Source organism: Methylomonas sp. 11b, assembly GCF_000515215.1.
Taxonomy (GTDB): domain Bacteria; phylum Pseudomonadota; class Gammaproteobacteria; order Methylococcales; family Methylomonadaceae; genus Methylomonas.
Map to the genome: position 1 here is coordinate 5,199,172 of NZ_KI911557.1, position 23,798 is coordinate 5,222,969.

The 23,798-nt window shown below is 52.1% G+C and carries 26 protein-coding genes; 10 read left to right on the forward strand and 16 right to left on the reverse strand.

Annotated features, from left to right (window positions below; genetic code table 11):
* Positions 1 to 263 precede the first annotated feature (263 nt).
* The 5 genes from METH11B_RS0124870 to METH11B_RS0124890 form a co-directional block, all read right to left on the reverse strand.
* Positions 264 to 1,382, reverse strand: a complete 1,119-nt coding sequence (locus METH11B_RS0124870) for a DJ-1/PfpI family protein (protein ID WP_026604363.1) — start codon at positions 1,380 to 1,382, stop codon at positions 264 to 266.
* A gap of 20 nt (positions 1,383 to 1,402) precedes the next feature.
* Positions 1,403 to 1,807 carry a hypothetical protein gene (locus METH11B_RS0124875; RefSeq protein WP_026604364.1) on the reverse strand — a complete coding sequence of 135 codons (405 nt, stop codon included), beginning with the start codon at positions 1,805 to 1,807 and terminating at the stop codon, positions 1,403 to 1,405.
* Between the two features lie 50 nt (positions 1,808 to 1,857).
* Complete coding sequence (locus tag METH11B_RS0124880; protein ID WP_026604365.1) at positions 1,858 to 2,319, reverse strand: methyltransferase family protein; 462 nt, start codon at positions 2,317 to 2,319, stop codon at positions 1,858 to 1,860.
* Positions 2,319 to 2,798, reverse strand: coding sequence for a protein tyrosine phosphatase family protein (locus METH11B_RS0124885; RefSeq protein WP_197026999.1), 480 nt, complete (start codon positions 2,796 to 2,798; stop codon positions 2,319 to 2,321). Before METH11B_RS0124885 ends, METH11B_RS0124880 begins: the two co-directional genes overlap by 1 nt.
* 252 nt (positions 2,799 to 3,050) lie before the next feature.
* Complete coding sequence (locus METH11B_RS0124890) at positions 3,051 to 3,812, reverse strand: helix-turn-helix transcriptional regulator (RefSeq protein ID WP_026604367.1); 762 nt, start codon at positions 3,810 to 3,812, stop codon at positions 3,051 to 3,053.
* A gap of 397 nt (positions 3,813 to 4,209) precedes the next feature.
* On the opposite strand from METH11B_RS0124890, the gene METH11B_RS0124895 reads away from it, so the two are divergent.
* Genes METH11B_RS0124895 through METH11B_RS29635 form a run of 3 tightly spaced genes read left to right on the forward strand, consistent with a single transcriptional unit; the run spans position 4,210 to position 8,458 of the window.
* Positions 4,210 to 5,226: an ABC transporter substrate-binding protein gene (locus tag METH11B_RS0124895; RefSeq protein ID WP_197027000.1), complete on the forward strand. Its 1,017-nt coding sequence runs from the start codon at positions 4,210 to 4,212 to the stop codon at positions 5,224 to 5,226.
* Between the two features lie 6 nt (positions 5,227 to 5,232).
* Positions 5,233 to 6,936 carry a PAS domain S-box protein gene (locus tag METH11B_RS29630; RefSeq protein ID WP_026604369.1) on the forward strand — a complete coding sequence of 568 codons (1,704 nt, stop codon included), beginning with the start codon at positions 5,233 to 5,235 and terminating at the stop codon, positions 6,934 to 6,936.
* A gap of 28 nt (positions 6,937 to 6,964) precedes the next feature.
* A complete protein-coding gene (locus METH11B_RS29635) occupies positions 6,965 to 8,458 on the forward strand; it encodes a putative bifunctional diguanylate cyclase/phosphodiesterase (RefSeq protein ID WP_231499671.1) in 1,494 nt (497 codons plus the stop codon).
* A 491-nt stretch (positions 8,459 to 8,949) separates the two neighbouring features.
* On the opposite strand, the gene pntB is transcribed toward METH11B_RS29635, so the two are convergent.
* Positions 8,950 to 10,338 (reverse strand): Re/Si-specific NAD(P)(+) transhydrogenase subunit beta, encoded by a 1,389-nt coding sequence (pntB, locus tag METH11B_RS0124910; protein WP_036276439.1) that lies wholly within the window; start codon positions 10,336 to 10,338, stop codon positions 8,950 to 8,952.
* A 10-nt stretch (positions 10,339 to 10,348) separates the two neighbouring features.
* Complete coding sequence (locus METH11B_RS0124915) at positions 10,349 to 11,905, reverse strand: Re/Si-specific NAD(P)(+) transhydrogenase subunit alpha (RefSeq protein ID WP_026604372.1); 1,557 nt, start codon at positions 11,903 to 11,905, stop codon at positions 10,349 to 10,351.
* Between the two features lie 158 nt (positions 11,906 to 12,063).
* Here METH11B_RS0124915 and METH11B_RS0124920 point away from each other — a divergent pair, with 158 nt between their 5' ends.
* The 4 genes from METH11B_RS0124920 to METH11B_RS0124935 are packed head-to-tail and all read left to right on the forward strand — an operon-like array spanning position 12,064 to position 15,588.
* On the forward strand, positions 12,064 to 12,990 hold the full coding sequence (locus METH11B_RS0124920; RefSeq protein WP_026604373.1) for a GGDEF domain-containing response regulator: 927 nt from the start codon (positions 12,064 to 12,066) through the stop codon (positions 12,988 to 12,990).
* Between the two features lie 3 nt (positions 12,991 to 12,993).
* The gene (locus METH11B_RS0124925) at positions 12,994 to 13,920 is read left to right on the forward strand and encodes a hypothetical protein (protein ID WP_026604374.1); all 927 of its coding nucleotides are present in this window, start codon (positions 12,994 to 12,996) and stop codon (positions 13,918 to 13,920) included.
* The gene (locus tag METH11B_RS0124930; RefSeq protein ID WP_026604375.1) at positions 13,917 to 14,594 is read left to right on the forward strand and encodes an HAD family hydrolase; all 678 of its coding nucleotides are present in this window, start codon (positions 13,917 to 13,919) and stop codon (positions 14,592 to 14,594) included. The genes METH11B_RS0124925 and METH11B_RS0124930 overlap by 4 nt, the downstream gene beginning before the upstream one ends.
* A gap of 55 nt (positions 14,595 to 14,649) precedes the next feature.
* Positions 14,650 to 15,588: a beta-ribofuranosylaminobenzene 5'-phosphate synthase family protein gene (locus tag METH11B_RS0124935; protein ID WP_269319492.1), complete on the forward strand. Its 939-nt coding sequence runs from the start codon at positions 14,650 to 14,652 to the stop codon at positions 15,586 to 15,588.
* Between the two features lie 8 nt (positions 15,589 to 15,596).
* Here the strand turns inward: METH11B_RS0124935 and soxZ are convergent, their stop codons facing one another.
* The gene (soxZ, locus tag METH11B_RS0124940) at positions 15,597 to 15,905 is read right to left on the reverse strand and encodes a thiosulfate oxidation carrier complex protein SoxZ (RefSeq protein WP_026604377.1); all 309 of its coding nucleotides are present in this window, start codon (positions 15,903 to 15,905) and stop codon (positions 15,597 to 15,599) included.
* 1 nt (position 15,906) lies between these two features.
* Complete coding sequence (locus METH11B_RS0124945; RefSeq protein WP_026604378.1) at positions 15,907 to 16,365, reverse strand: thiosulfate oxidation carrier protein SoxY; 459 nt, start codon at positions 16,363 to 16,365, stop codon at positions 15,907 to 15,909.
* 122 nt (positions 16,366 to 16,487) lie between these two features.
* On the opposite strand from METH11B_RS0124945, the gene METH11B_RS0124950 reads away from it, so the two are divergent.
* Positions 16,488 to 16,682, forward strand: coding sequence for a hypothetical protein (locus METH11B_RS0124950; protein WP_020482153.1), 195 nt, complete (start codon positions 16,488 to 16,490; stop codon positions 16,680 to 16,682).
* 97 nt (positions 16,683 to 16,779) lie between these two features.
* On the opposite strand, the gene METH11B_RS0124955 is transcribed toward METH11B_RS0124950, so the two are convergent.
* The 3 genes from METH11B_RS0124955 to nagZ are packed head-to-tail and all read right to left on the reverse strand — an operon-like array spanning position 16,780 to position 19,071.
* On the reverse strand, positions 16,780 to 17,520 hold the full coding sequence (locus tag METH11B_RS0124955; protein WP_026604379.1) for an S-methyl-5'-thioinosine phosphorylase: 741 nt from the start codon (positions 17,518 to 17,520) through the stop codon (positions 16,780 to 16,782).
* On the reverse strand, positions 17,517 to 18,062 hold the full coding sequence (locus METH11B_RS0124960; RefSeq protein WP_036278324.1) for a hypoxanthine-guanine phosphoribosyltransferase: 546 nt from the start codon (positions 18,060 to 18,062) through the stop codon (positions 17,517 to 17,519). The genes METH11B_RS0124955 and METH11B_RS0124960 overlap by 4 nt, the downstream gene beginning before the upstream one ends.
* Positions 18,055 to 19,071: a beta-N-acetylhexosaminidase gene (nagZ, locus tag METH11B_RS0124965; protein WP_026604381.1), complete on the reverse strand. Its 1,017-nt coding sequence runs from the start codon at positions 19,069 to 19,071 to the stop codon at positions 18,055 to 18,057. The genes METH11B_RS0124960 and nagZ overlap by 8 nt, the downstream gene beginning before the upstream one ends.
* A gap of 62 nt (positions 19,072 to 19,133) precedes the next feature.
* Here nagZ and METH11B_RS0124970 point away from each other — a divergent pair, with 62 nt between their 5' ends.
* Positions 19,134 to 19,541, forward strand: a complete 408-nt coding sequence (locus tag METH11B_RS0124970) for a flagellar basal body-associated FliL family protein (RefSeq protein WP_033194064.1) — start codon at positions 19,134 to 19,136, stop codon at positions 19,539 to 19,541.
* A gap of 220 nt (positions 19,542 to 19,761) precedes the next feature.
* Positions 19,762 to 20,838 carry a PA0069 family radical SAM protein gene (locus METH11B_RS0124975; RefSeq protein WP_026604382.1) on the forward strand — a complete coding sequence of 359 codons (1,077 nt, stop codon included), beginning with the start codon at positions 19,762 to 19,764 and terminating at the stop codon, positions 20,836 to 20,838.
* Between the two features lie 8 nt (positions 20,839 to 20,846).
* Here METH11B_RS0124975 and METH11B_RS0124980 read toward each other — a convergent pair whose 3' ends face one another.
* The 4 genes from METH11B_RS0124980 to METH11B_RS0124995 form a co-directional block, all read right to left on the reverse strand.
* Positions 20,847 to 21,218 carry a hypothetical protein gene (locus tag METH11B_RS0124980; protein ID WP_026604383.1) on the reverse strand — a complete coding sequence of 124 codons (372 nt, stop codon included), beginning with the start codon at positions 21,216 to 21,218 and terminating at the stop codon, positions 20,847 to 20,849.
* On the reverse strand, positions 21,215 to 21,577 hold the full coding sequence (locus METH11B_RS0124985; protein WP_026604384.1) for a NifB/NifX family molybdenum-iron cluster-binding protein: 363 nt from the start codon (positions 21,575 to 21,577) through the stop codon (positions 21,215 to 21,217). The genes METH11B_RS0124980 and METH11B_RS0124985 overlap by 4 nt, the downstream gene beginning before the upstream one ends.
* A 175-nt stretch (positions 21,578 to 21,752) precedes the next feature.
* Complete coding sequence (locus METH11B_RS0124990) at positions 21,753 to 23,147, reverse strand: DUF6513 domain-containing protein (RefSeq protein WP_026604385.1); 1,395 nt, start codon at positions 23,145 to 23,147, stop codon at positions 21,753 to 21,755.
* On the reverse strand, positions 23,144 to 23,680 hold the full coding sequence (locus tag METH11B_RS0124995; protein WP_036276443.1) for a flavoprotein: 537 nt from the start codon (positions 23,678 to 23,680) through the stop codon (positions 23,144 to 23,146). The genes METH11B_RS0124990 and METH11B_RS0124995 overlap by 4 nt, the downstream gene beginning before the upstream one ends.
* Between the last annotated feature and the right edge of the window lie 118 nt (positions 23,681 to 23,798).

The window sequence follows — 23,798 nt, forward strand, 5'->3', positions numbered from 1 at the left end:
AAACGCTGCAACGGATTCATATAGTCGATAATCAGATTTTTCTTCGTCTGGGCCTTCCGTACTTCGTGCCGAGCAATGCGTTTCGGCCGATAATCGCCCCAATTCCAAGCAAGCTAACTGGCCGTCAAACCGAAGCAGTTTTTCCTTGGACGCGCAGTTTTCCGCAGCCTGACCCTTAAAGTTTACTATAAGTCATGTTTACATTAACCAGCTACTCACATCAGTTACATCAGAGTCTAAAAAGTTAGGCATGAGGCATTGAACTACCGTCGCGGATATTCGAATTGCAGGGCCACAAAATCGGCAGTCGGCGCACCATAGCGTCCGGCAATACCTTCTATTGCCGCATCCAATGCGCTCGCCGAAGTGCCGGCATAAACGGGTAGGACATATCGACCCAACTCGGAGCCGGCCTCAGTTTCCATGAGCAAGCCGTGGCGGGATCGCACCGCACCGCTTACATTCGTCGCCAATGCTTCGGAGCGAAAGGTTCGGGACCACGCATCCGCCATGAGTGCCACGGAAATTTCATCGAAACCGCCGTCAACGGGTATTTCGACAACCTCGTGTCGCCACACGGCGAGCCAATTGCCGGCTGCGAGAAAGATGCGGTCTGCGGTTAGAGTGAACGCAGACGTATCGTGATCGATTTTCCAAGTGCTCAGGCCCAGTCGTTGTGCAGTAAGCTCGGCAGCATGCCGACCGGCAATCGCTTCGACCAGCGCCAACGATGCCGGCAGGGAAGCGCTGATACCAGTGGTCGTCATCACCTGTCTGTCAATAACGAAGCGTTGGTTATGCACCCATGTCGTACCAGGAAATGCTTTAGCCATTTCCTCCAAACCAGACCAGTGTGTGGTCGCCGCTTTGCCTTCGAGTAGTCCTGCATGCGCGATAACTCGTGCGCCCTCACAAATCGATACCACTGTCGCGCCCTTTTCGGACTGGGCTCGCACCCAGTTGAGCAACACCGGATTTTCCGCTCTATCCATGGCGGGAACAATCAGAATGTCGGCTCCGTTCGGGGTTGATTCGTCGAATTGCCCTATCGTCATATGCGCGCGTATCCGCAGCGCAGGTATCAGCTCAACCGTGCCCGGCTCAGTCGAAACCGTCACCACATCTGCTGCGTCGGATTCCTTCAAGACTCCGTAAGGAATTACAAAATCAGTGGTTTCTGTACCGGCATTGTCGGCAAGTATGACGACCAGCGGACGTAAACGCCGGTCTTTCGGCGCTGGAAGGGTGAGCGAGTTCTTCGTCAGTTCAGCGATGTTCGCATGTGCGGATTCTGCGCCCAGACATGATCGCGTGTAGTACGTTGACGCTGCAAGCAGCACTATCGCGAAACTGGTAATTTTTATCAAAGCGGAACACTTCATTTGCTTTCCTCAATCATTGGTCAATGCGCATTTGCAATGACTTTTGAATGCCGCAAAAGATAGGCGAGATACGCTGCGGCCACCACATCGTAGGTCAGGCAAAACATTGGCCACCAATTAGGGACGCCTGGATTGGAAATGAGATGGCCGTGAAAGAAATCAAATATGCCATGGGTAACTAACGCAAAAACGACAAACCACAAATTGCGTTTGAAGCCAAGAACAGTGGCACCTAAAAATACGGCCATTACGACTGACTCGCTAAGGGCAGCCTGAAACGAGCCGCCCATCACCGCAAATAAACCATAGTAGGATGCAATCACTACCAACACGGTTGGGTAGAAGCTACGTTCCTTGTCAAAGCCGACGAGTGAAGCGAACAACGAAACAACTAAGGCGATGATAATACCTGCGAGATATTCCATTTTGGTTCCAGCTATCTAATGTTTGAATTTAGTGACCGTCGAGTCATGTCTTATAGCCATCTCGGAACGGACTGCGTGTAGGTGACGAAATGTTTGCCGAACTTTAAAGACAGCGCTCTTTCCTCGGGTGAAATTTGAAAGCGATTCATATATATGACAAACGCCGGCAAGAGAATAAATCCATGGACATGCCCGAGAAAAAATGCCCAGCCGCCTAGCGCAAATAAGAAGCCGACATACATGGGGTTCCGACTGAAACTATAGATGCCCGAACTAATCAAGGTAGACACGGCATCTGGTCGTGTTGGATTAACCGTTGTCTTGGCAGCACGAAATGCTATTACGCCGGCAACAGCGAAGACGATGCCAATACCGCACAATGCAACCGATATGATAAGACGCCCGGGTATGACAAGGGACATAACCGGAAACTGCACTGATGTAAGCCACATTGTGCCTGCAAAGAAAAGTGACAAAGCGACGGGTGGAACTCTGAGTTCAATAGCGTTCATTATGAAGATTCCGGCTGATGTAAAAACTTTAATGTAGGGCTAGAGTGCATACTCAAAGCATTACGAATGAATGTTTGCCATGTCTGATTGGGCACCCAAAGCTCCTGCATTGGATGGACTGATTCTTCCTCACTCTCTAGGCGACATAATCTCCTATAGAGGTATATAAAAACCGATACCCGCATGTTTTTTGCACAATGCACCCAAACATTACGCTTTTCGAGGGCCTTGAGTGTGCTGAAAAACTGCGTTAGCCGATGAAGCTCGGGTTGCTCCCAAGCTACGGGAATATGAATGTAGGTAATTCCTTGCCGTGTAACAAATTCAGCCTCACCGGATAGGGCGTTTGATGACGTTGGGGGAGCCAAATTGATCACGGCGTCTATTCCAAGGTCCGTCAGACTTGCAATGTCCCTTTCAGATAATTGGCCGGAAGTCCAGAGCCAGTCAAATACTTGATGAATGTTTTCAGCGTCCATGAATGGTATCTTGGGGCTCATATCAGCTAAACAGACTTGTCCGGACGCTTGTTGCACACCCGACCAGCGAACTGCGGGCAAAAATATTTTGCTCTATGGTTTTTTGGCTGCCAACGCTAAAGTGCGAACATGGACAGGGGGCGCAGTGACAGAGAATTTCATAGGCTTTATTCATGAGATGTTTCCTTTCAAATTGATTTGATGCGGGGCCTAGTCTACGAGCTCACATCAGCTACGGCTTGAACGAAACGGCTATTCGCGCTGGAAACTAGAAGGCGCAATCCCGAACATGCGCTTGAACGTCCGCGAAAAATGCGCGGAGTCTGCAAATCCGCCGGCATACGAAGCCTCGGTCAGATTGCTGCCAGATGCTAATGCAGTGAGCGCGATTTCGATGCGCAGCCACAGCAGGTAGGGCCGAAACCGCATACCTGTTTGCTCAATGAAGAGATGGCGAAAGCGATCTGGAGAAAGACAGGTGGCATTAGCAATATCGGCAAGCTGAACCGTTTCACCGATATTCTCACGCAATAGTTCCACAGCATATTCAATTCGCTTATCCAGCGCTACCACCGGAACCGTGGTCATTGCGGCAAGTTTGGTAATCACGAATCGTGCGCAGGAGGCGAGTTCTGAATCTAGGGCGCCCTCCATGTAGGAGGCGGCGAGGGCTGCACGTTCGAGTTTAAGCGTTCCAAAGGCAAGCGCCGAAATCCCCTCACCGAGATATAACTGGTGTAGCACCCGTCCCTCGCGTGACTCCGGCTCAACAAAGATCATCGCAACAAACTCGCCACGCGCCTCGAATGCGTGAGGCTGGTGCGCAGCGATGATTGCCGAATTATAGGCATTCCAGTTTCCGTCGGGGCGCCGAAATCGCATCCCGCCTTCGGAGAATGACAACGTGATCTGGACTGCATGATGGGAATGAAAATCCGTGGGCTCACCAGCTCGACCGATCCACAGACTTCCTCCACGCCAAAGCACGATACGCCCGATTCCTGTCGTCTTCATTTCATACTACTCCGAGCTATACCGATTGGCAGGGCCGTAGGCTGAGTGGAGCGGTAGCGTACCCAGCTTAAATGGCTTCTAGTTGGGTTTCATTATCATTCAAACCAGACTACTTCCACGAACGCAGATTCAGCTTATTATCCAATTGCGGACCAGCCGATTTCAACTAAGCAACTAAATCCACCTTCAATCAATTCGGCTGCCGACCGATGCAAAGACGCACTAACGCCCAAGGTAATCAACAATTTAGGGCGTTTAATCCTTTTCTGAAAGTGTTTGGTTAACCAAGCGAGTTGTTGTATAACAGGTGCGCGGCAGCAGTCGCACGCCATAACAGGTCCGCTATTATCTCCTTGCCGCTTGACCAAATTTGATCGTTTTTGAGAGTATTGAACTAGTGTTTTATGTCAGACACGGCGGCTCTATCCTGGCAAAATCCCTCCTCATATTAATTTACTGCACGCTATTGGCCGCCTGCCAAGAATCGTCGCCACAAAACCCAAAGTCCGTCAGCAGAATCACTGTAGCCTTCACTTATCAACCGGAATCCGTGCTGATGCATGTCGCCATGGCGCAAGGCTATTTTGCCGAGGAAGGATTGGAAGTTGAACCTCAAATACATAGCTTCGGCAAGGCCGCCTTACAATCGGTGGTTGAGGGGAAAGCCGATTTCGCAACCGTCGCGGAAACGCCCTTGATGTTCAGTATATTGCGTGGAGAAAAGGTCGCCGTAATCGCCAACATCGTCACCAGTTCAAGTAATCATGCGATTGCGGCCAGACAAGATGCCAGCATCTCCAAACTCTCGGACTTAAAGGGCAAGCGCGTGGGCTTTACTCCCGGCACCACATCCGAATTTTTTCTGGATTCAATTTTGACCGCATCCGGCCTGATGAGATCCGAGATTGAACCTGTCGCCCTAAACCCCGAGGAAATGCAGGAGAGTCTCACCCTCAAAAAGGTCGATGCAGTTTGCACCTGGAACTACCCGCTGATACAAATTCAACGACAACTCGGCTCTGCTGTGACGGTTTTTTACGACCGGGACATCTACACCGAAACTTTCAATATCGCTGTCCTGCAAGCGTTTATCGAAAAAAAGCCCGAAACAATCAAAAGTTTTCTGCGCGCTTTGCTCAAGGCCGAACGTTTCGTGGCCGAACAACCGGATGCGGCTCAAACCATCATGGCAAGCGCAACTAAGGTCGAGTTGGGGCTGATCAAGAGTGTCTGGGACGATTTCAGTTATGAGCTGACACTCGATCAAACTCTGCTGATTACCCTGGAAGATGAAACCCGATGGGCAATGAAAAACCGGCTAACCGATCAAGTCGCGATGCCTAACTTCCAGCAATCTATTCATATGGATAGTCTAGCGGCCATCAAACCTGCAATCTTAACCCTATACCGTTAGACCAGCATGCGGGTCATCAAACGCTTACAAATCCTGTCAACTTCAACCATCACCGCAGTGATCGTATTGTTGCCAATCCTGTTCTGGGCGTTCGTGCATTACCAGCATGAAAAAAACGACTACGTGCTGATGGACCAACTCCATCATGGTTTTTTCGACCTGACTGTCTTCAGGGACCAATATTTCCTGTATCGCGAGGAGCGGGCGCGAGGGGAATGGGACATCCACAAGGAAATAGTCAACCAGGTGATAGACCGGATTTCGGCTCAACACGGCCACCAAGAAGATGAGCCTGTTTTGAAGGAGTTGCGCAGGAGTTTTGGCGAATCCGCAAATATTTTTCAGCGCATTGTCGAAAACAGCGAGTCATTAAAAAGCGTAACCGATAAGCGACGCATTTATGAGGAATTAGATCATCGACTCGTTAGTCAACTACTGCTAAGGTCCACCAAGAGCCTTAATTTGGCTTCAGCCTTACTGGATATCAGCGCCCAGCGGGTTGAGAAAAGTTACCAATATTTGGTTGGCATTGTCTGTCTATTCGCCTTGCTGTTGGCACTGACCACTATTCTAAGCTCGATGCGACTCAGTAGGTTGATCAACAAGCGATTATTGCCCTTGCATCAAGGAGCTAAGAGGATTGCCGGGGGCAATCTGGATTACCGTATTATCTGCGACGGTACGGATGAATTTAGCGAGCTTGCTGCCTCTATCAATGCGATGACGGCTCGCTTACAGACATTTACCGAGCAGCTTCAGGCGGAAATCGTCGAACGAGAGCGCCTTGCACAAGAAAGGGAGCAGTATTTCCGATTCTTCCGACTCACCACGGAGCCGATGTGTATAGCCGATCCCAAAGGTTGTTTCAAGCAAGTCAATCCCGCATTTATTTCGCTGACAGGCTTTGACGAAAGCGAGTTGTTGACCCAGCCTTTTATAGACTTTGTGTTTGCCGAGGACAGACAAAAAACCGAGGATGAAATGACACACCAGATATTGGGTCAAAAATCCATGGCTTTTGAAAACCGTTACCTTTGCAAAGATGGCAAGTTGGTTTATTTGTCTTGGACGGCTTATTTTGATCGAGTCGACGGAGTGACTTATGCTACGGCACGGGATATTACCGAACGTAAACACGCAGAGGCCCAACTGGCCGAAAGCGAATTTCGCTGGAAATTCGCAATCGAAGGTTCCGGCGACGGCGTTTGGGACTGGAATATCGTCACGGACGAGGTGAATTTTTCCCAGCGTTACAAGGAGATGTTAGGGTATTCCGACGAAGACATTCGCGCGGTTAAACAGGAATGGGCTGATCGGCTTCATCCTGATGATCGAGCCGATGTCACCGCAATGCTTCAGGATTATCTGCTTGGCCAGACCTCGAATTATTCCATAGAGTTTCGGATGAAATGCAAGGATGGCAGCTATAAATACATTCATGCGCGCGGCATGCTGGTAAGTCGGAGCCACGACGGCAAACCATTGCGAATGATTGGGACGCATACCGATATCACCGAGCGTAAGCAAGCCCAACAGAAACTGCAGCTTGCCGCTAGTGTTTTCGCGAATGCTCGGGAGGGAATCATGATTACCGAGACAGACGGGAGGATCATTGAAGTCAACGACGCATTCGTCCAGATTACCGGCTACAGTCGCGAAGAAGCGGTTAGCCGTAACCCGCGCATTCTAAGTTCCGGTATCCCATGGTAGTGACTTTTATACTAGGCTTTGGCGTCAATTGCTTGAGAACGGCCACTGGTATGGCGAGGTCTGGAATCGACGCAAAAATGGCGAAGTTTACGCCCAAATGGAAAACATCAGCGCGATACGAGACGCTCGAGGCAATGTCTGCCAATACGTGTCCTTATTCTCTGACATCACCACCCACAAGGAGCATGAAAAAAAACTGGAACATATCGCGCACTTCGATGCCCTGACCAACCTCCCCAATCGCGTGCTGTTAGCCGACCGCCTGCGGCAGGCCATGGCGCAGACGGATCGAGATCAACGGTTGTTGGCGATAGTCTATCTGGATTTAGACGGTTTCAAGGCCATTAACGATACCTATGGACATGCGGCCGGCGACCGGTTGTTGATGGCTGTTTCCGAACGGATGAAACAAACCCTGCGCGAAGTAGATACCTTGGCCAGAATTGGCGGCGACGAATTCGTCGCGGTGTTACCGAATATGCCCGATACGGCGTCGAGTATCCCCATGCTAAACCGGTTGTTAGGCGCCGCCTCCAAACCGATAGAGACTGATGATATTGCGTTTACTGTTTCGGCCAGCTTAGGTGTGACCTTTTTTCCACAGGTCGACGATGTCGATGCCGACCAACTCCTACGTCAAGCCGATCAGGCCATGTATCAGGCCAAACTGGCCGGCAAAAACCGATTTTATATGTTCGATGCCGACCAAGACATCAGTATACGCAATCATCATGAATCACTGAATCGTATCAGGCAGGCTTTAGTTGCAAATGAGCTGGTGTTGTATTACCAACCCAAGGTGAATCTTCGTACTGGAGGCGTCATTGGTGCGGAAGCGTTAATCCGCTGGCAACATCCGGAAAGCGGCCTGCTCCCACCGTCCGCATTTCTGCCGATAATCGAGGAGCATCCGCTGGCTGTCGAAATTGGCGAATGGGTAGTAGACACGGCGCTAACCCAAATACAGATCTGGCACAACGCCGGGTTGAAAATACCGGTTAGCGTCAACATCGGTGCCCGCCAGTTGCAGCAAAAGGACTTTGTCGACCGTCTGCGACAGTTGCTGGTGGCCCATACAGCAATTAGTCACAATAGCCTAGAGCTTGAGGTACTGGAAACCAGTGCGCTAGAAGACATTAGCCATGTTTCCGATGTCATTAACGCCTGTAGCGAGATGGGGGTGGCATTCGCTCTGGATGATTTTGGCACCGGTTATTCGTCTCTAACCTATCTGAAACGTTTGCCGGTCGCAATGCTGAAAATTGACCAGAGCTTCGTGCGCGACATGCTTGACGATCCTGACGATCTGTCCATTTTGAATGGCGTCATTAGTTTAGCCGCCGCTTTTGGTAAGCAGGTTATTGCCGAAGGCGTTGAAAGTCAGAAACATGGGGACTTATTGCTGCAACTCGGCTGTGAGTTGGCACAAGGTTATGGCATAGCCAAACCCATGCCTGCTGAGGAAATGCTTGATTGGCACACTAATTGGAGTAAACAACCTCACTGGCCCGATCACCCTTAGCGATTTTTCCTGGATTGCTTTCCTGGGTTTGGTAGCTAGGAAATTGAGAGGATTCAACATTTGACGATAGTCATTAGAATCTCAAATGAATGGAGAAATTAAGAGCATAACAGTAGCGGCCAAAGGCTGCTATTTGGCCGTTTGGTTGAGGTCGGCAACGTCGCCTTTGTAGTCCTCCAGTTTGCAGAGTCTGGCTTCGGTCGACTGGCGGCTTTGGAGAAACTCGAGTGGCAAAAATGGGTCGAAATTTGCTTGTCAAAATCGTCAGATGGCTTTGGGTCTATCTAGCCATGGCAGTTTGAATGTCCCATGAGCGGAACAGAGTATCAACTCCTGTGCCGAAACTTGGTCGATTCATATTGCGGCAATGGAAAGCATTCCGGGAAGGCTGAATAATCCTCCCAATATTTAAAGATAAAGCCCGCCATTTTGTTTGACGTAATTGCCAACAACTAAAGTTGGCAATTACGGGTCGATAAGTTACCTCAGATTTAACCCTGCAAAGCCTTCAACAATCCCTGCAATTTGTCGTTGGCATCGCCGAACAGCATGCGGGTGTTTTCATGCACGAACAGCGGATTGCCGACGCCGGCGTAACCTGAAGCCATCGAGCGTTTCAGCACGATGGTGTTTGCACCTTTCCAGCATTCCAGGACCGGCATGCCGGCTATCGGGCTGTTAGGATCGTCCAAAGCGGAGGGATTGACGATGTCGTTGGCGCCGATGACGATGGAGACATCGACATGCGGGAAGTCTTCGTTAATTTCATCCATTTCAAACACGATGTCATACGGGACTTTCGCTTCGGCCAGCAAGACGTTCATGTGCCCAGGCATGCGCCCGGCGACTGGATGGATCGCAAACCGGACTTTTTTGCCGCGACTGGTCAGGAATTTGGTGATTTCGTTGACTGTGTGCTGCGCTTGTGCCACGGCCATGCCATAGCCGGGGATGATCACGATATCTTTGGCGTCCAGCAACAGTTGCGCGGTTTCTTCCACTTCAATGGGCTGCACGTCGCCGACCACTTCCGCCGCTTCACCGCCTGCGCTGCCAAAGCCGCCGGCTATGACGCTAAGAAAGTGCCGATTCATGGCGCGGCACATGATATAACTCAGAATTGCGCCGCTGGAGCCGACCAGGGCGCCGGTGACGATCAGCAAGTCGTTGCTGAGCATGAAGCCGGTAGCGGCCGCGGCCCAGCCGGAATAGCTGTTCAACATCGATACCACCACCGGCATATCGGCGCCGCCGATGGCCATCACCATGTGTACGCCAAAAACCAGGGCGATTACGGTCATAATCGCCAGCGGAATCATCCCGCCGCCGGATTCTGCCGCACTCAAAAAGTTGCCGCCCAATATCACGGTAATGACCAACATGGCCAGATTCAACCAATGCCGCGCCGGCAGCAAGATCGGTTTGCCGCTGATGCGACCGCAGAGCTTGCCGAAAGCGATGACCGAGCCGGAAAATGTCACCGCACCGATAAATATACCGATGTAGGTTTCTACTTCGTGGATGGTTTTTTCGGCGCCGACCAAACTGTTGGAGTGATCCATCGCATTAGCGTAACCGACTAACACGGCGGCCATACCGACCAAACTGTGCATCAATGCCACTAATTCCGGCATTTGTGTCATTTCCACTTTCGCGGCGGCTTTGGTACCAATGAAGCCACCAATCAGCAGGGCAATCGTGAGTATTACGTAGGCAGTGACACTGCCGCCGAATACCGTGGCTGCAATCGCAATCGCCATCCCGGTCATGCCGTAATAATTGCCGCGCCGCGCTGTGTCCTGTTTGCTCAGGCCGCTGAGGCTGAGAATGAATAGAATCGAGGCTGCGATGTATGCCATCGTAACTAGACCGTTTGACATGTAGCTCTCCTTATTTTCTAAACATTTCAAGCATGCGGCGCGTCACGAGAAAGCCGCCGGCAATATTGATGGATGCGATCAGAATCGCCACTGCGGACAAAATGCCGATTATCGAGTCAGGCGAGGACACCTGCACCAGAGCACCGATCACGATGATGCCACTGATGGCGTTGGTCACGCTCATCAAAGGCGTATGCAGCGACGGCGAGACGTTCCAAATCACTTGGTAACCGACAAAACAAGCCAACACAAACACCGTGAAGTGTGACAAAAACGAGGTAGGCGCCGTCGCGCCGACCGCAAAAAACACCAGAGCAGCCAAGGCAATCGGTAGCCATTGTTTTATCGGTTCCGGTATTAACGATTTAGTTTCGACAGTGGTTGCCGCTTCCGTTGCTGCCACCTGCTTGGGCGCGGCAGACAGTTTGGGCGGTGGTGGTGGCCAAGTGATATTGCCTTCCTTAATCACGGTCGCGCCGCGAATCACCTCATCCTCCATATTGATGACGGTGTTGCCGTCTTTGCCCGGGGTGAGGTCGGTGAGCAGATGCCGCAGGTTGGTGGCGTAAAGTTGGCTGGATTGATTGGCCAAGCGGCTGGGTAAATTGGTGTAACCGATGATGGTCACATCGTGTTTGACCACAACCTGATTTTTCTCGGTCAAGGCACAGTTACCGCCTTGTTCGGCGGCCAAATCCACGATGACACTGCCGGGTTTCATCGATGCCACCATCTCGGCGGTAATCAGTTCCGGTGCGGGTTTGCCGGGGATCAAGGCCGTGGTGACGATGATGTCCACTTCCTTGGCTTGCTGGGCAAACAAAGCCATCTCCGCTTCGATAAATTCTTTGGACATGGTTTTGGCGTAACCGCCGCTACCCGAGCCGTCTTCCTGAAAATCCAGCATCAGAAACTCGGCGTCCATACTTTCGATTTGTTCTTTCACTTCCGGGCGAGTATCGAAGGCGCGGACGATGGCGCCCATGCCTTTTGCGGCGCCGATGGCGGCCAGACCGGCTACGCCGGCACCTATTACCAACACCTTGGCAGGAGGAATTTTACCGGCAGCGGTGATTTGGCCGGTGAAGAAGCGGCCAAAATGCTGGGCGGCTTCCACGATGGCTCGATAGCCGGCGATGTTGGCCATGGAGCTGAGTGCATCCATTTTTTGCGCCCGGGACATGCGTGGCACACTGTCCATCGCCAATACCGAGACTTTTTTCGCTGCCAGTTTTTGCATCAGCGCTTCATTTTGCGCCGGCCAGATGAAGCTGATTAATTGTTGGCCTTCTCGCAGTAAGTCGGCTTCGTCGATAGCCAACTGCGGATGAAATTCGGGCGCCCGGACTTTCATGACAATGTCGCTGTTTTGCCATAGTTCCTGTGCCGAGGCGACGACTTGTACGCCTGCCGCGCGATAAGCGTCATCGGAAATATTGGCATTGTCGCCGGCACCGCTTTCCACCAGTACTTCAAAACCTAGTTTGATGATTTTTTCAGCGGCCTCTGGCGTGGTAGCGACGCGTTTTTCGCCGTCGTGAACTTCTTTTGGAACACCGATTTTCATGATTTCTCCTAAGGTTTGGAGGGGAATAACGGACGGTTATTAGGCTGAAAAGCCAGCGGGCGAGGATAGGGGATTGAACCGGTTTTATCAATTGTTTTCTGTGAGCCCAGCGAATTACGCTAGAATCCTAGAGTCTGCTTAAGCCAACTAGAAGAACAATGAAAATATTGGTGGTCGATGATAGCAAAGTGATCAGGCAGCTGGTTGTGGAATGCCTAAAAGAAATGGGGCATGCGGTGTCCTATGCGGAAAACGGTTCCGAAGCCTTGCAATATGTCGCCGACCACGATGTGGACTTGATTCTGATGGATGTGGAAATGCCCTTGCTGACCGGTGTAGAGGCCACTAAAGCAATCCGCGAGTTAAAAAAGGCTGATTGGTTCCCCATCATTTTTTTTACCATGCATGACGATGATCAATCGTTCGTCAACGGCATTTTGGCCGGCGGCGATGCCTACCTGCCTAAACCGCTGAATCCTACCCGTTTGCGATTGACAGTGATCGCGATGGAGCGGATTTATGTGATGCGGCAAAAGCTGCAAACAACCCAGCGCGAATTGCAGGCAGCCAATCTGGAATTGGAGCGTTTATCATTGCGCGATCAATTAACCGGCTTGGGCAATCGCCGCCATTTCGATAGCAATCTATCCATGCAGTTTGCGCTGTCCCGCCGCAATAAAGCGCCGTTGTCTTTGATTATTTGCGATATCGATTACTTTAAGAAATACAACGACACCTTAGGGCACCCGCAAGGCGACGGGTGTTTAATTGCAGTGGCGAAAGTTCTCACGGAGCAATTGGAGCGTAGCAGCGATCTCATTTGCCGTTACGGTGGTGAGGAGTTTGTAGCGATCCTGCCCGATACATCGTTACAACATGCTCGTGTACTCGCTGAAAATATTCGCCGGCAAGTTTTTGAAAAAAACTTCGTTTACGGCGAGACTGAGACTCAGTGTATTAGCCTGAGTTTGGGGGTGGCAACCTATGTAGGCCAATATAGAACCGCGCTGGAGATGTTGGAAGCGGCGGATGCCGCTTTGTACAAGGCCAAGCAAAGCGGTCGTAACCGGGTGGAAGTCAATTAAATCGTGTATCGAGCCAAAGATTTTATAGAAACTGCGGAAGGGTTGATTTTCGCGGTCGTAGTTCAGGGCCAGGAAAATGGGAAGGTTTTATGTTTTCTGCGCTACCTCTGTCTGGCGGGCGTTTGGCGTAAGGTCGACACTGCGCTGGCGAACCGCCATCTTGAGCAATATTGCCCGCAATATCTGCATTACTCGGCACTGCTCGATGCGCATTTACACGCCGTGCCTAGCGCCGCTATTGTTCGGCATTACCAACCTCGACAAGTCTTGCAACGCTTGTTGGCTGACGAACCCGGCGACCCGGTATTGGCCGATTTGCATAAACTGTGCGCCTTGTTGCGGGCCAATGGCTTGGCACTTAGCCGATTCGGCGTGACCGGCTCGCTGCTGGTGGGTATGCAAAAACATAGTTCCGATATTGATCTGGTTTGCTACGAGCGCGGCGAGTTTCATCGTGCGCGCAATATCGTCCAAGCCTTGATTGCCGAAGATCGTTGCCAAGCATTAAACGATGAAGATTGGTTGGAGGCTTACCAGCGGCGAGCCTGCGATTTTGCCTTTGACGACTATGTCTGGCATGAGCAGCGCAAATACAACAAGGGCATGATCAATGGGCGTAAATTCGATTTGTCGCTGGCGATTGCCGACCCGGAAGCACAGGACAGAAGTTACCGTAAACTGGGCTTTGTCACTATCGACGCCGAAGTGTGTGAAGACCAATTCAGTTTCGATTATCCCGCTCGGTTTGTTATTAAGCATCCGCAAGTCGATAGCGTAGTGTGTTTTACCGCGACTTATAACGGTCAGGCGCAAGTCGGCGAACGGATTCGCGTGGCCGGGCAGTTAGAAGTCGATCAAGACGGTGTCCAGCGCATAGTAGTCGGTTCGAATCGGGAAGCCATAGGCGAATTTATTAAGGTCATCCGGTGAAGGAACGGCGCTGGCGGGCGATTATTTTTGATATGGACGGTCTGGTTTTGGATAGTGAGCCGACTTATGTTAAAGCGTGGCAGGCCGCTGCCGATGAGCTTGGCTTTGCGATGCCGACGGAGTTTTGGGATGGCTTGTCCGGTTGCTCCGGAATGACGGTGACTCGGCGTTTGCAGGAGCAAAGCGGGATTCGTTTCAATCTGGAAAAGTTTCAGCAATTAAGTAGCGTTTATTGGCTCGCTCATGTTCAGCACCACGGTATCGCCGTAAAACCCGGTTTTTTTGCCGTTTTGGACGTGTTGACTGAGTACGGTTTGCCGTTCTGTCTGGCAACAAATAGCCCGCTCGCGGCGGCGCAACAGTGCTTGGCCTGGGCCGGATTGTCGGATGTTTTTTCATATATTGTTGCCGGCGATATGGTCGCCGCGGCAAAGCCGGCCCCGGATATTTTTTTGCGCGCTGCCGCAGAACTGGCACAACCGGTTGAGGACTGTTTGGTGCTGGAAGATTCGCCGACAGGCGTCCGCGCCGCTCTAGCCGCTGGGACGCCCTGCGTCTTCGTGCCGTCATTCCATCCGGCGGATGCCTGGGCTGTCGAACACGCCGATTTTCTAATGGAAGATCTACACCAAGTGGCCGATTTTATCTCGGCCCGCCAACATCATCCGCTATAATGCCGGCTCCTTAGTATTTGACGGAATCCAGGTGGTGAAAGCGCGGTACCAATCAGTGACGGTCATAGCTCCGGCTCGCTTACATATGGGCTTTATCGATTTAAGTGGCGCGTTGGGGCGGCATTTCGGTAGCATCGGTTTGGCGCTGAACGAAATCAATACCAGGCTCACCATAAGCGCGGCGGATAGCCTGCAAGTCAGCGGTCCGTCAGCGGAGCGCGCCCTGAAATGTACCCGGCAATTTTGTCAATTGCTGGGCGTTTCCGATGCACTCAATATCACTATCGATAATGCCATCCCTGAACACATTGGATTAGGATCCGGTACGCAAATGGCTTTGGCTGTTGGTGCCGCGTTGAATGCTTTTTACGATTTGGGTCTGTCGGTGCGGGAAATAGCGCAACTTTCCGATCGCGGCGCGCGTTCCGGTATTGGTATCGGTATCTTCGAAACAGGCGGCTTGGTAGTGGATGGCGGTCGCGGACCGGACACCAAAACCCCGCCTATGGTCGCGCAAATGGCGGTGCCGGAAGACTGGCGATTTATTTTGGTGTTCGATCAACGCGGCCAAGGTTTGCATGGCGAACAGGAAGTCAGCGCTTTTCAGCAATTGCCGCCGTTTCCGCAAGCCCAGGCCGAGCGCTTATGTTACTTGCTGTTGATGCAGGGTTTGCCGGCTCTGGCGGAATGCGATCTTGATAAATTCGGCGAAGTGATTACCTCGCTGCAGCAGGCGGTGGGTGAGCATTTTGCGCCGGTACAGGGCGGGGTGTTTACCAGCCCGGATGTCGCGGCGGCAATGGCTAGTCTCGCCGTGCAAGGGGCCGTGGCGATAGGCCAGACCTCGTGGGGGCCGACCGGATTTTGCGCGGTTGCCAATCCGCAACGGGCGGCAGAGTTGCTGGCGCAGTTGGAACGGCAATTCGCCGCATCGCCGTTAAGTTTTTTGGTGGTCAGCGCCCGGAATCAGACCGCCGAAATTATTCTTAACTAGCCTTTGCTTCAGTCGAGCACGTGCTCGGCGTTATCTTGGTTTTGTCTATTGTCAGCCCATTCGGCGCTGAGCCTATCGCCGCTGTTTGCTATCAATCTAAACGTAAAAAACGGATTTTTGGAGATGCTGCCGGCCATGTTGGTGGTTAGGATTAGTTGATCGTTTAATTTAACCACCAACCGCTCGATAAAATGCGCCGGAATCAATTCGCCGTTAGCGTCGCGATTGCGGCCGTTTTCCATCGGATGCATTATCAGCAATTTGACTTCAATGTGGCCGTCGCGCCGTTGGCTTCTGATTTTTATGCTGTTGTTCATCTCAACCTGTTCCGCAGCCGCCACGCATTACCTTGACCCAACGGCTGGTGCGTAATAGCTCTCCGTTATGTTTAGCAAGCAAAATCACGTTGCAAGATTCGGCTAATTTAATCCGCGCGCTAAGGAAGGGCGCTACTAGCGGCGTGAGTTCGAATTCTGCCAGCAGCGGCGTAGGATTTTTATCGGCGAATAGAAACAGTTTCTCGATGCCGTCCAGCTCACTAGCAATGCTCACCGGCACCACTGCGCCATCTTCGGCAATCTCCGGCAGGATCAGATTGAGTTTATCGCTATTAATCACCGTTCGCTGATCGATAATTTGGGTGTAGAGGGCGATGAAGTCGTCGGCGGCAAAGTGCTTTGCCAACCTCTCGGCAAGTGCGCTGGCGGACTTACTCGCCAACAAAGCCCCGGCCAGCAAAATACCGGAGTGCTTTAGAAATAGGCGGCGACTAGGCATAAATTTTAATAACCATAAAAAGTTTGATGTATATCAAAAAATTTAAGCCTCGGCTTGTTATCTTTTGCCCCGTTGAAATTTTTTCAGCACCACCATCACAAACAACAAAAGGAAGGTACAAAATGAGTGAAGTACAAGAAAAAGATAATTTCTGGCTCTATATCGTCATTGCTGTCGTCTTGGCGGCTGGCGCTGTACTGATGGTAAAAAATGCCGAGCATGATAAATATGCTACCGCGGCAAAAAATATCGCCGAAGACTCCGCCAACTCAGCTTACCGCAATGATGTACTTCACAGCGGTGGCGCGAAAAGATAAGCTCTTTTCAGCGTTTCGGGAAATGTAATCTGCGTTTCCCAAATTTGCGGATTTTGGTGGGGCATCCGGGCTCCGTCAAAATCCGTTTCTGTTTCTGCTAGTCGTTGAACAATACTGTTGCTTTCAGCAAGGCGATCGCATTGGCCATGCCAACTTCCAAGTTTTTCTCGATCTCGGCCATGGTGATTTCACCCTCCACCACACCAGCCGCCCAATTGGCTACCACCGAGATATTTGCATAAGCCAAACCCAGTTCCCGCGCCAGTGAGGCTTCCGGCATGCCGGTCATGCCCACCAAGTCGCAACCGTCGTTAGCCATTCGTTTGATTTCGGCTACGGTTTCCAGTCGCGGTCCTTGGGTGCAGCCGTAAGTGCCTGAGGAAGTTATCGAAATGTTTGCCTGATGCGCGGCTTGCATAATGCGGGCGCGGAGTGACGGTGTGTAGGGCTCGGTGAAATCGATATGCGTGACATGCTCCAGATCGTCGGCAAAAAACGTATGTTCCCGACCATAGCTGTAGTCTATCAATTGATCCGGAATCGCAATAACGGCCGGTGCCATCTTTGCGCCGATACCGCCGACCGCCGCGACGCCGATAATCTCGGAAACGCCCAGCTGTTTTAAACCCCAGATATTGGCTCGGTAGTTGATCTTGTGCGGCGGAATCCGGTGCGGATTGCCGTGGCGGGCCAGGAAAACCAATTTCTGGCCGTCTAACTCGCCGAGCACATAAGCTGCGGATGGCTCGCCGAAAGGTGTCGAGAGACGTTCTTCACCGGTGATTGTCAATGCTTCGATCTGAGTGAGGCCGGTGCCGCCGATGATGGCTAATGTCATAACACTTCCTTACAGGCAAATACGCCTGGCGCATTTCTAAGATAACCCTTGTAATCCATCCCGTAGCCAAACAGATAATGGTTGGCGACTGTCAGGCCGATAAAGTCCGGCTCGATAGGTTTGGTGACTTGCAGGTCTTTGTCGAACAGTGCGGCCGTGTATACGGCGCTAGCACCTTGTTCCCGGCAATATTCGACAATGGCATGCAGCGTATGGCCTTCGTCGAGAATATCGTCGACTATCAAGACCGTGCGGCCGGCCAACGGTGTCGTGGGTTTAAACAGCCAATGTATGTCGCTGCCGGAGGTGGTGTTGCGGTAACGACTGGCGTGGACGCTGTCCAGATTTAACGGAAAGTCCAGGCGGGGCAGTAATTTGCCGGTAGCGATGATGCCGCCGTTGATGACGCACAACACCAACGGATTGCTGTCTTGCAGTTTGTCGGTGATCGCCGCCGCCATGCCATCCAACGCCGCTTCGACTTCCTCGGCGCTGTGTAGCAACAGCGCGTGTTGTTTAACGATGCCGATTTCTTCAAGCATGGGATTCATAAAACTCCGTGATTTGTTTGGAAACGGTTTGCCATTTGTCATTTTTTACCAAGGCGTCCTTGTCGAGCAGGCATTTACCGCGCATGGCTTGTAAGCGTTGTTCGCGTTTACTGCTTTGGCTGATAGGCAACTTGTCCAGCACTTGTTCGGCGGCTGCCGAATTGTTGCAAACCAGCAGCATATCGCAGCCGGCTTGCTGGGCAAGACCGGCGCGTTCGGTGAAGTCGCCTATGCTCGCCGCACCTTCCATACTTAGATCGTCGCTGAAAATGGCGCCATCAAAGCCCAGTTCGCCGCGCAGAATGGTCTGTAACCAGAAGCTGGAAAAACCGGCCGGATAGCGGTCCACTTGCGGATAAACCACATGAGCCGGCATGATGGCTTCCAGGCCTTGTTCAATCAGTTGTTTGAACGGCAATAGATCTTGCCGGCGGATGGTTTCCAAGTCGCGCTCGTCGACCGGCAGCGTCAAATGCGAGTCCAGCGCCACCGCGCCATGGCCGGGAAAGTGTTTGCCGGTGGCCGCCATGCCGGCGCTACGCATGCCTTGTCGAAACGCGCCGGCCAGTTCTCCGGCTAATTTCGCGTCTTGGGAAAATGAGCGGTTGCCGATGATCTCGCTAACGCCGCAATCCACATCCAGCACCGGCGCGAAACTAAAGTCCACATCCACCGCCAGCAGTTCACTAGCCATCAGCCAGCCGGCAGCTTCTGCCAACTCGGGTTGCTCTGCGTAAAATGCTGCCGCCGGCAAGCGGGTAAAGCCGGTTTGAAAGCGTTGCACCCGACCGCCTTCCTGATCGACGGCGATCAAAATGTCGCCATTACGCGCGGCGCGGATTTGTTTAATCAAATCGGCGACTTGCCGAGGACTGTCGTAATTTCTAGCGAACAGGATTAAGGCGCCGGTATTGGGGTGAGCAATTTTTTCTTTGTCCAGCGCGCTGAGGCTGTGGGCCTCAATGTCTATCATGACCGGGCCGATAGCTTGTGGTTTCATGGTGATTAATGGTGAAAATGGAATATACTTTTGGTCTAACCATCACATTATATGAGGAAACCGTGCGAACATTTATATTGTTGATCAGTTTGATGCTGTTACCGACGATGACTTGGGCCAATTCCGGCGAGAAGAAAGCCGACGAGAGCGCAGGTCCGGTTATTGAGTATGTGGAGATGAAACCTAAATTCACCGTCAATCTGGCCGAGCCTAAAAAATATTTGATGCTGAATGTGCAACTACTGGCGGAAGGCGCCGAACACGTCGAAAAAATCAAAAAATATATGCCGGTTTTACGGCATGAGATGATCATGATGCTGAGCGGCATGAAAAGCGCCGACTTGCAAACCATGGAACAGCGCGAAGCGCTGCGAATGAAGACCAAACAATTGATCACCGATTTGTTGACCAAGAGTCAAAATAGCGACGGCTTTCGCGACGTGTTCTTTTCGGAGTTTTTGATCAATTAGTGGTCCCGATAAACCAACGGCCTGAATTTAAAAAGCTTGCAGCGATGCGAGCTTTTTTTTGCACGGTCATTTTTCCTATTAGACTGAATCTTCGACTAAGCCTCAGACCCGGCTACCCAATGCCATGAGCGGACTGCTTCGAAAAACCCATGAAGCTTGAATTCGCGTGTGATCGGTATAATCCCCTTACTCAAATTATGTGCTGCTTGCAGATGAAGCTATGTCTACGCCATTAATTTATAAAGGTCGCGCTAGTATCAGTAATGTTGCTGGGCGCTTTGAAAGGCAAAGCGCGGTGGCTGAGGACGATGGTTGGGGCAGTCTGGATGCGGCACTTCCGCCGCTGCCGACCGAAGTGATCATCGACAGCACCAAATCCGTGATTACTTACAACGATTCGCCGGATATACCGTTCGACAGGTCGATAAATCCTTATCGCGGCTGCGAGCATGCTTGTATTTATTGTTTTGCCAGGCCGACCCATGCTTATCTGGGTTATTCCGCCGGACTGGATTTCGAAAGTAAAATTCTGGTTAAGCCCAATGCCGCCCAATTACTGCGGGAGGAACTAGCCAAACGCAGTTATCGCTGCGCACCGCTGGCCCTGGGTACCAACACCGATCCTTACCAACCCCTGGAACGGCAGCAGCGCATCATGCGGCAAATCTTGGAAATGTTATCCGAGACCCGGCATCCGGTCAGCATCGTCACCAAGTCGGCGTTGATCGAACGCGACATCGATATTCTGGCGGACATGGCCGGTCAAGGTCTGGCGTCAGTTTATCTGTCGATTACCACCCTGGATAGAACGCTGGCGCGAACCTTGGAGCCGCGGGCTGCGGCGTCGCAGCGGCGGTTGGAGGCTGTCGCCCGCTTGCGGGCAGCGGGGATTCCGGTTGGGGTGATGGTGGCGCCGCTGATTCCGGTGCTGACCGATTACGAATTGGAAAGCATTGTTGGCGCCGCCCATCAAGCCGGCGCACAGAGTGTGCAATACATTCTGCTGCGTCTGCCCTTGGAAACTGCGGATTTATTTAAAGAATGGCTGCAACAAAACTACCCCTTAAAAGCCGAGCATGTAATGAATCGGGTGCGGGATAGCAGGGGTGGTAAAGCCTATGATGCGGCTTTTCATCAACGCCAAACGGGCAGTGGCAGTTATGCCGATTTGATTGCGCAGCGCTTCAAGTTGATTACCAGAAAGCTGGAACTAACCCGTTCGCTGCCACCGCTACGTAGCGATTTGTTTCGCCCGCCAAACTTAGGCGGACAAATGAGTTTCGATTTTTTCGATTGAATGAGGCATTACTCTTCCGTTTCCTGTTCTTCTCGACGCTCAAGCAGGCCTTGCTCCCGGATCATGGCTTTAAAACCTTTCATCACCGGGCGAGAAATCGCGGTTTCCGCCATCAGGCGTTTTTCGTATATCAAGTTTTTCAAAGCTTCGTCGTCTTCGTCGGCGCGGGCGGTCTCGATCAAAGGATGCAGATCGGCTTGCAGAATTTGCCCCGGCAAGTGTTTGACACAGTCGTAGAGCAGTTCCATCACCACTTTTTCAGTTGCCCGCATTTTGCATTTGCCGTCGATGATTTTCAGCATCACCGTTACCGCGCAATCGACGTGGATGGGGCTTAGGGGATGGCTGTTCACCCATTGTGCGACGTGTTCGGGCGTCATCCGATCTCCTCGCCGGCGGCGGTGCGTTTAGCATAGTCCAGCAAGGATTCCTCGACCGCTGCATACGCATATTCCGATACGGCGCGGACGCCGATGGCGTTAACTTTTGCGGTCGGACCGTCACCGATGCGCGCCACGAACACCGCATAACAATCTTTAATGGTTTCCAAAATGCCGGGCATTGCGGACTCGTCGGCGTGTTGGCCCAGGCAGTAGTGTGCCACTTCACGGGTTTCCAGTAACTCGCAGCGGGTCTCGCTGGCGCTATACACCGAAAATTTTGTGGCGTGGCCGAAATGTTCGTTGATGGAAATATTGTCTTTGGTGGCGACGGCCAGTTTTAAAGGGAACTTAGTCATGCGCATTCGCTTGTTTAGATTTCATGTAAGAGGCTCTTGATTAGGTTTGGTTAAACCCAAGCAAGAGCAATACCAAATGCGGCTAGGGCCTTAATTACGGGGTTTTAGCGAGGATCAATGCGGAGAAAAGCGTAGCGGCTTGTCGAGTTTGCAACAACTGCCACTGACAAACGGCTTAGTCTTCGTGCTTTTTTAGGGTGCTGCCAGCCGGTTTGAAAGTATGTAAATCCACGGTTGGCTCGGTGCCTTGCGCGGCGCAGCCCCAGCTTAGTTGCTGATCCTGGGTGAAACGCTTGCCCAGCTGCCAGGCGATTTCGGCGCGCGCTAGTTCCACACCCAGATAAAAGGCGTGGCCGCCGTCGGTTTCCACGTGCAACTTAGGGTACAAATCGAAGGGGTCTTGCGCCGTGTGCAGACCATCGCGGTTGAACACATGAATGCCTTCGCTGCTGACTTGAATACGGTAGCTGGGGTCTTTAATTTCCGCTGCCAAACTTGCGATTTCCTCGCGGCTATTCAAAAACGGCGAGCTATCATGCACGGTCAGCAAATCCGGGGCGATGTGTTTGGGCAGGGTATTGTGCTGCTTGGCGGTGTACATGATGCGGCGGGCGCTGTCGGCTTCCTTGATCGCCCGCCGCGCGTGTTTACTCACTTCGGTAGCCAGAATATGGTTGATATTCAGCTCTGAGCAAATCCCCAGCAACATCGCATTTATGCCCGAGGTGTCGGCGTGGGTCAGTTCAGTGAGATTGCCGACCCCCATCATCATTTCTACCTGCGGATAGCGGCGGCGGAATTCATGATTGCGGACGATGGAGTCGGTGAAACCGAAGTGAATCGGGTCCAGAATCGGGTCGACGATGAAGGCGCGGTTTTTCGCGCTCAAGATTTCGATGGCTTTATCCAGCGTGCTCAAGTCGCCGTGCGTTTCCGGAATCAGAATCGGCGTGGTCGCCACTTCCTCAGCTATCCACAGGCTTTTGGTGGTCAAGCTGAGCATGTAATCGGCCCCAGCCTGGCCGCCGGCCAGCAGGTCGGCGTCTTCCAAGGAGTCAATGCTGACGGTGAAGCCTTCTTGTTTCAAGGTGCGAATGCACTCGGTCAGATGCGGAAACGGCGTGCCGGGCAGGCAGCCAATGTCGATGACGTCGGCGCCGTTGGCTTTGTAGTAATAAGCCCGCTCGATCACCGCCTCGACGCTGATGCTGGGTGCATCGGTAATTTCCGCGAAAATTTTGGTTTGGTATTGGCTCAGGTCGTAATGCTGGGCGGCCATGCCAAAATGCTGGGGCAGATCTTTGATCTCTTCTGGACCACGCTCGAACGGCACGCCAAAGTGCTGGCCCAGCGCCTCCAGATCGCCGCGGCAGCGGCCAGGTAAGATCACCCGATCAGCGCCTTGCGCGTCGGGCATGCGGCGGATGATCATGTCGCTGGTAATCAACGCGGCCACCGTTACGCCCATCACATACACTTTGTATTGAAATTCCGGCTGCATTTTCTCCAATACTTGCCGGACTTGCTTTTCCGCCAGTCGGCCGGTGATGAACAGGATGCGCTCGGTCATAGGCTGGCTAGGCGGGCGTTTACCGCGACGATTAGCTGCTCGACATCATCAACCACTTGTGTGTAAGGAAAAGAACGGATTTTATCGGTGGCTTCCAGATCGATAGGGCGCGGATAGACCATGAATTTTTTCTTACCGGGCGCGGTGGTTTCGATTTCCGGCTGGGTGTCGCAAGGGTAGACGATACTTTCCACGCGACATTTGCCGGCCTGGGAATACAAGTTGGTCACCAAGGAGTCGGCAATGCCCAGCACGCATTTGGCGATGGTATTTGAGGTGGTGGGGGCCATCACAAAGGTGTGGTAATAGCCCTTATAAAACAAGCCCACTGGCGGCGCGGAGGCGGCTTTGTCCCGATATACAGGCATCTTGGCTCTGACGTCGTCCAGGCGGATGCCGTACATTTTCAATACTTCCTCACCGGCCTGACTCAAATACAGATCGACGTTATCCAGCGTCAGCATGAAGTCAAGGCATTCTTCAATATAGTGTCCGGAGCCGGTAATAGCCCAGGCGAGACGAGGGGTGGTCATGGGGTATGCAGTAGTTTTGTGGATGGTGCATTATACGTGAAGATGGCGGCGAATCGACCGCTCGCCGCTAAGGCCCCGATATGTGCAACCTAGGTTTATGCTATGAATTCATGAATTT

What these genes read in the sequence shown, in the direction of transcription:
- METH11B_RS0124870 (WP_026604363.1), bottom strand. Translation starts at nt 1,382, where the DNA reads ATGAAGTGTTCCGCTTTGATAAAAATTACCAGTTTCGCGATAGTGCTG.
- METH11B_RS0124875 (WP_026604364.1), bottom strand. Translation starts at nt 1,807, where the DNA reads ATGGAATATCTCGCAGGTATTATCATCGCCTTAGTTGTTTCGTTGTTC.
- METH11B_RS0124880 (WP_026604365.1), bottom strand. Translation starts at nt 2,319, where the DNA reads ATGAACGCTATTGAACTCAGAGTTCCACCCGTCGCTTTGTCACTTTTC.
- METH11B_RS0124885 (WP_197026999.1), bottom strand. Translation starts at nt 2,798, where the DNA reads ATGGACGCTGAAAACATTCATCAAGTATTTGACTGGCTCTGGACTTCC.
- METH11B_RS0124890 (WP_026604367.1), bottom strand. Translation starts at nt 3,812, where the DNA reads ATGAAGACGACAGGAATCGGGCGTATCGTGCTTTGGCGTGGAGGAAGT.
- METH11B_RS29630 (WP_026604369.1), top strand. Translation starts at nt 5,233, where the DNA reads ATGCGGGTCATCAAACGCTTACAAATCCTGTCAACTTCAACCATCACC.
- pntB (WP_036276439.1), bottom strand. Translation starts at nt 10,338, where the DNA reads ATGTCAAACGGTCTAGTTACGATGGCATACATCGCAGCCTCGATTCTA.
- METH11B_RS0124915 (WP_026604372.1), bottom strand. Translation starts at nt 11,905, where the DNA reads ATGAAAATCGGTGTTCCAAAAGAAGTTCACGACGGCGAAAAACGCGTC.
- METH11B_RS0124920 (WP_026604373.1), top strand. Translation starts at nt 12,064, where the DNA reads ATGAAAATATTGGTGGTCGATGATAGCAAAGTGATCAGGCAGCTGGTT.
- soxZ (WP_026604377.1), bottom strand. Translation starts at nt 15,905, where the DNA reads ATGAACAACAGCATAAAAATCAGAAGCCAACGGCGCGACGGCCACATT.
- METH11B_RS0124945 (WP_026604378.1), bottom strand. Translation starts at nt 16,365, where the DNA reads ATGCCTAGTCGCCGCCTATTTCTAAAGCACTCCGGTATTTTGCTGGCC.
- METH11B_RS0124950 (WP_020482153.1), top strand. Translation starts at nt 16,488, where the DNA reads ATGAGTGAAGTACAAGAAAAAGATAATTTCTGGCTCTATATCGTCATT.
- METH11B_RS0124955 (WP_026604379.1), bottom strand. Translation starts at nt 17,520, where the DNA reads ATGACATTAGCCATCATCGGCGGCACCGGCCTCACTCAGATCGAAGCA.
- METH11B_RS0124960 (WP_036278324.1), bottom strand. Translation starts at nt 18,062, where the DNA reads ATGCTTGAAGAAATCGGCATCGTTAAACAACACGCGCTGTTGCTACAC.
- nagZ (WP_026604381.1), bottom strand. Translation starts at nt 19,071, where the DNA reads ATGAAACCACAAGCTATCGGCCCGGTCATGATAGACATTGAGGCCCAC.
- METH11B_RS0124975 (WP_026604382.1), top strand. Translation starts at nt 19,762, where the DNA reads ATGTCTACGCCATTAATTTATAAAGGTCGCGCTAGTATCAGTAATGTT.
- METH11B_RS0124980 (WP_026604383.1), bottom strand. Translation starts at nt 21,218, where the DNA reads ATGACGCCCGAACACGTCGCACAATGGGTGAACAGCCATCCCCTAAGC.
- METH11B_RS0124985 (WP_026604384.1), bottom strand. Translation starts at nt 21,577, where the DNA reads ATGACTAAGTTCCCTTTAAAACTGGCCGTCGCCACCAAAGACAATATT.
- METH11B_RS0124990 (WP_026604385.1), bottom strand. Translation starts at nt 23,147, where the DNA reads ATGACCGAGCGCATCCTGTTCATCACCGGCCGACTGGCGGAAAAGCAA.
- METH11B_RS0124995 (WP_036276443.1), bottom strand. Translation starts at nt 23,680, where the DNA reads ATGACCACCCCTCGTCTCGCCTGGGCTATTACCGGCTCCGGACACTAT.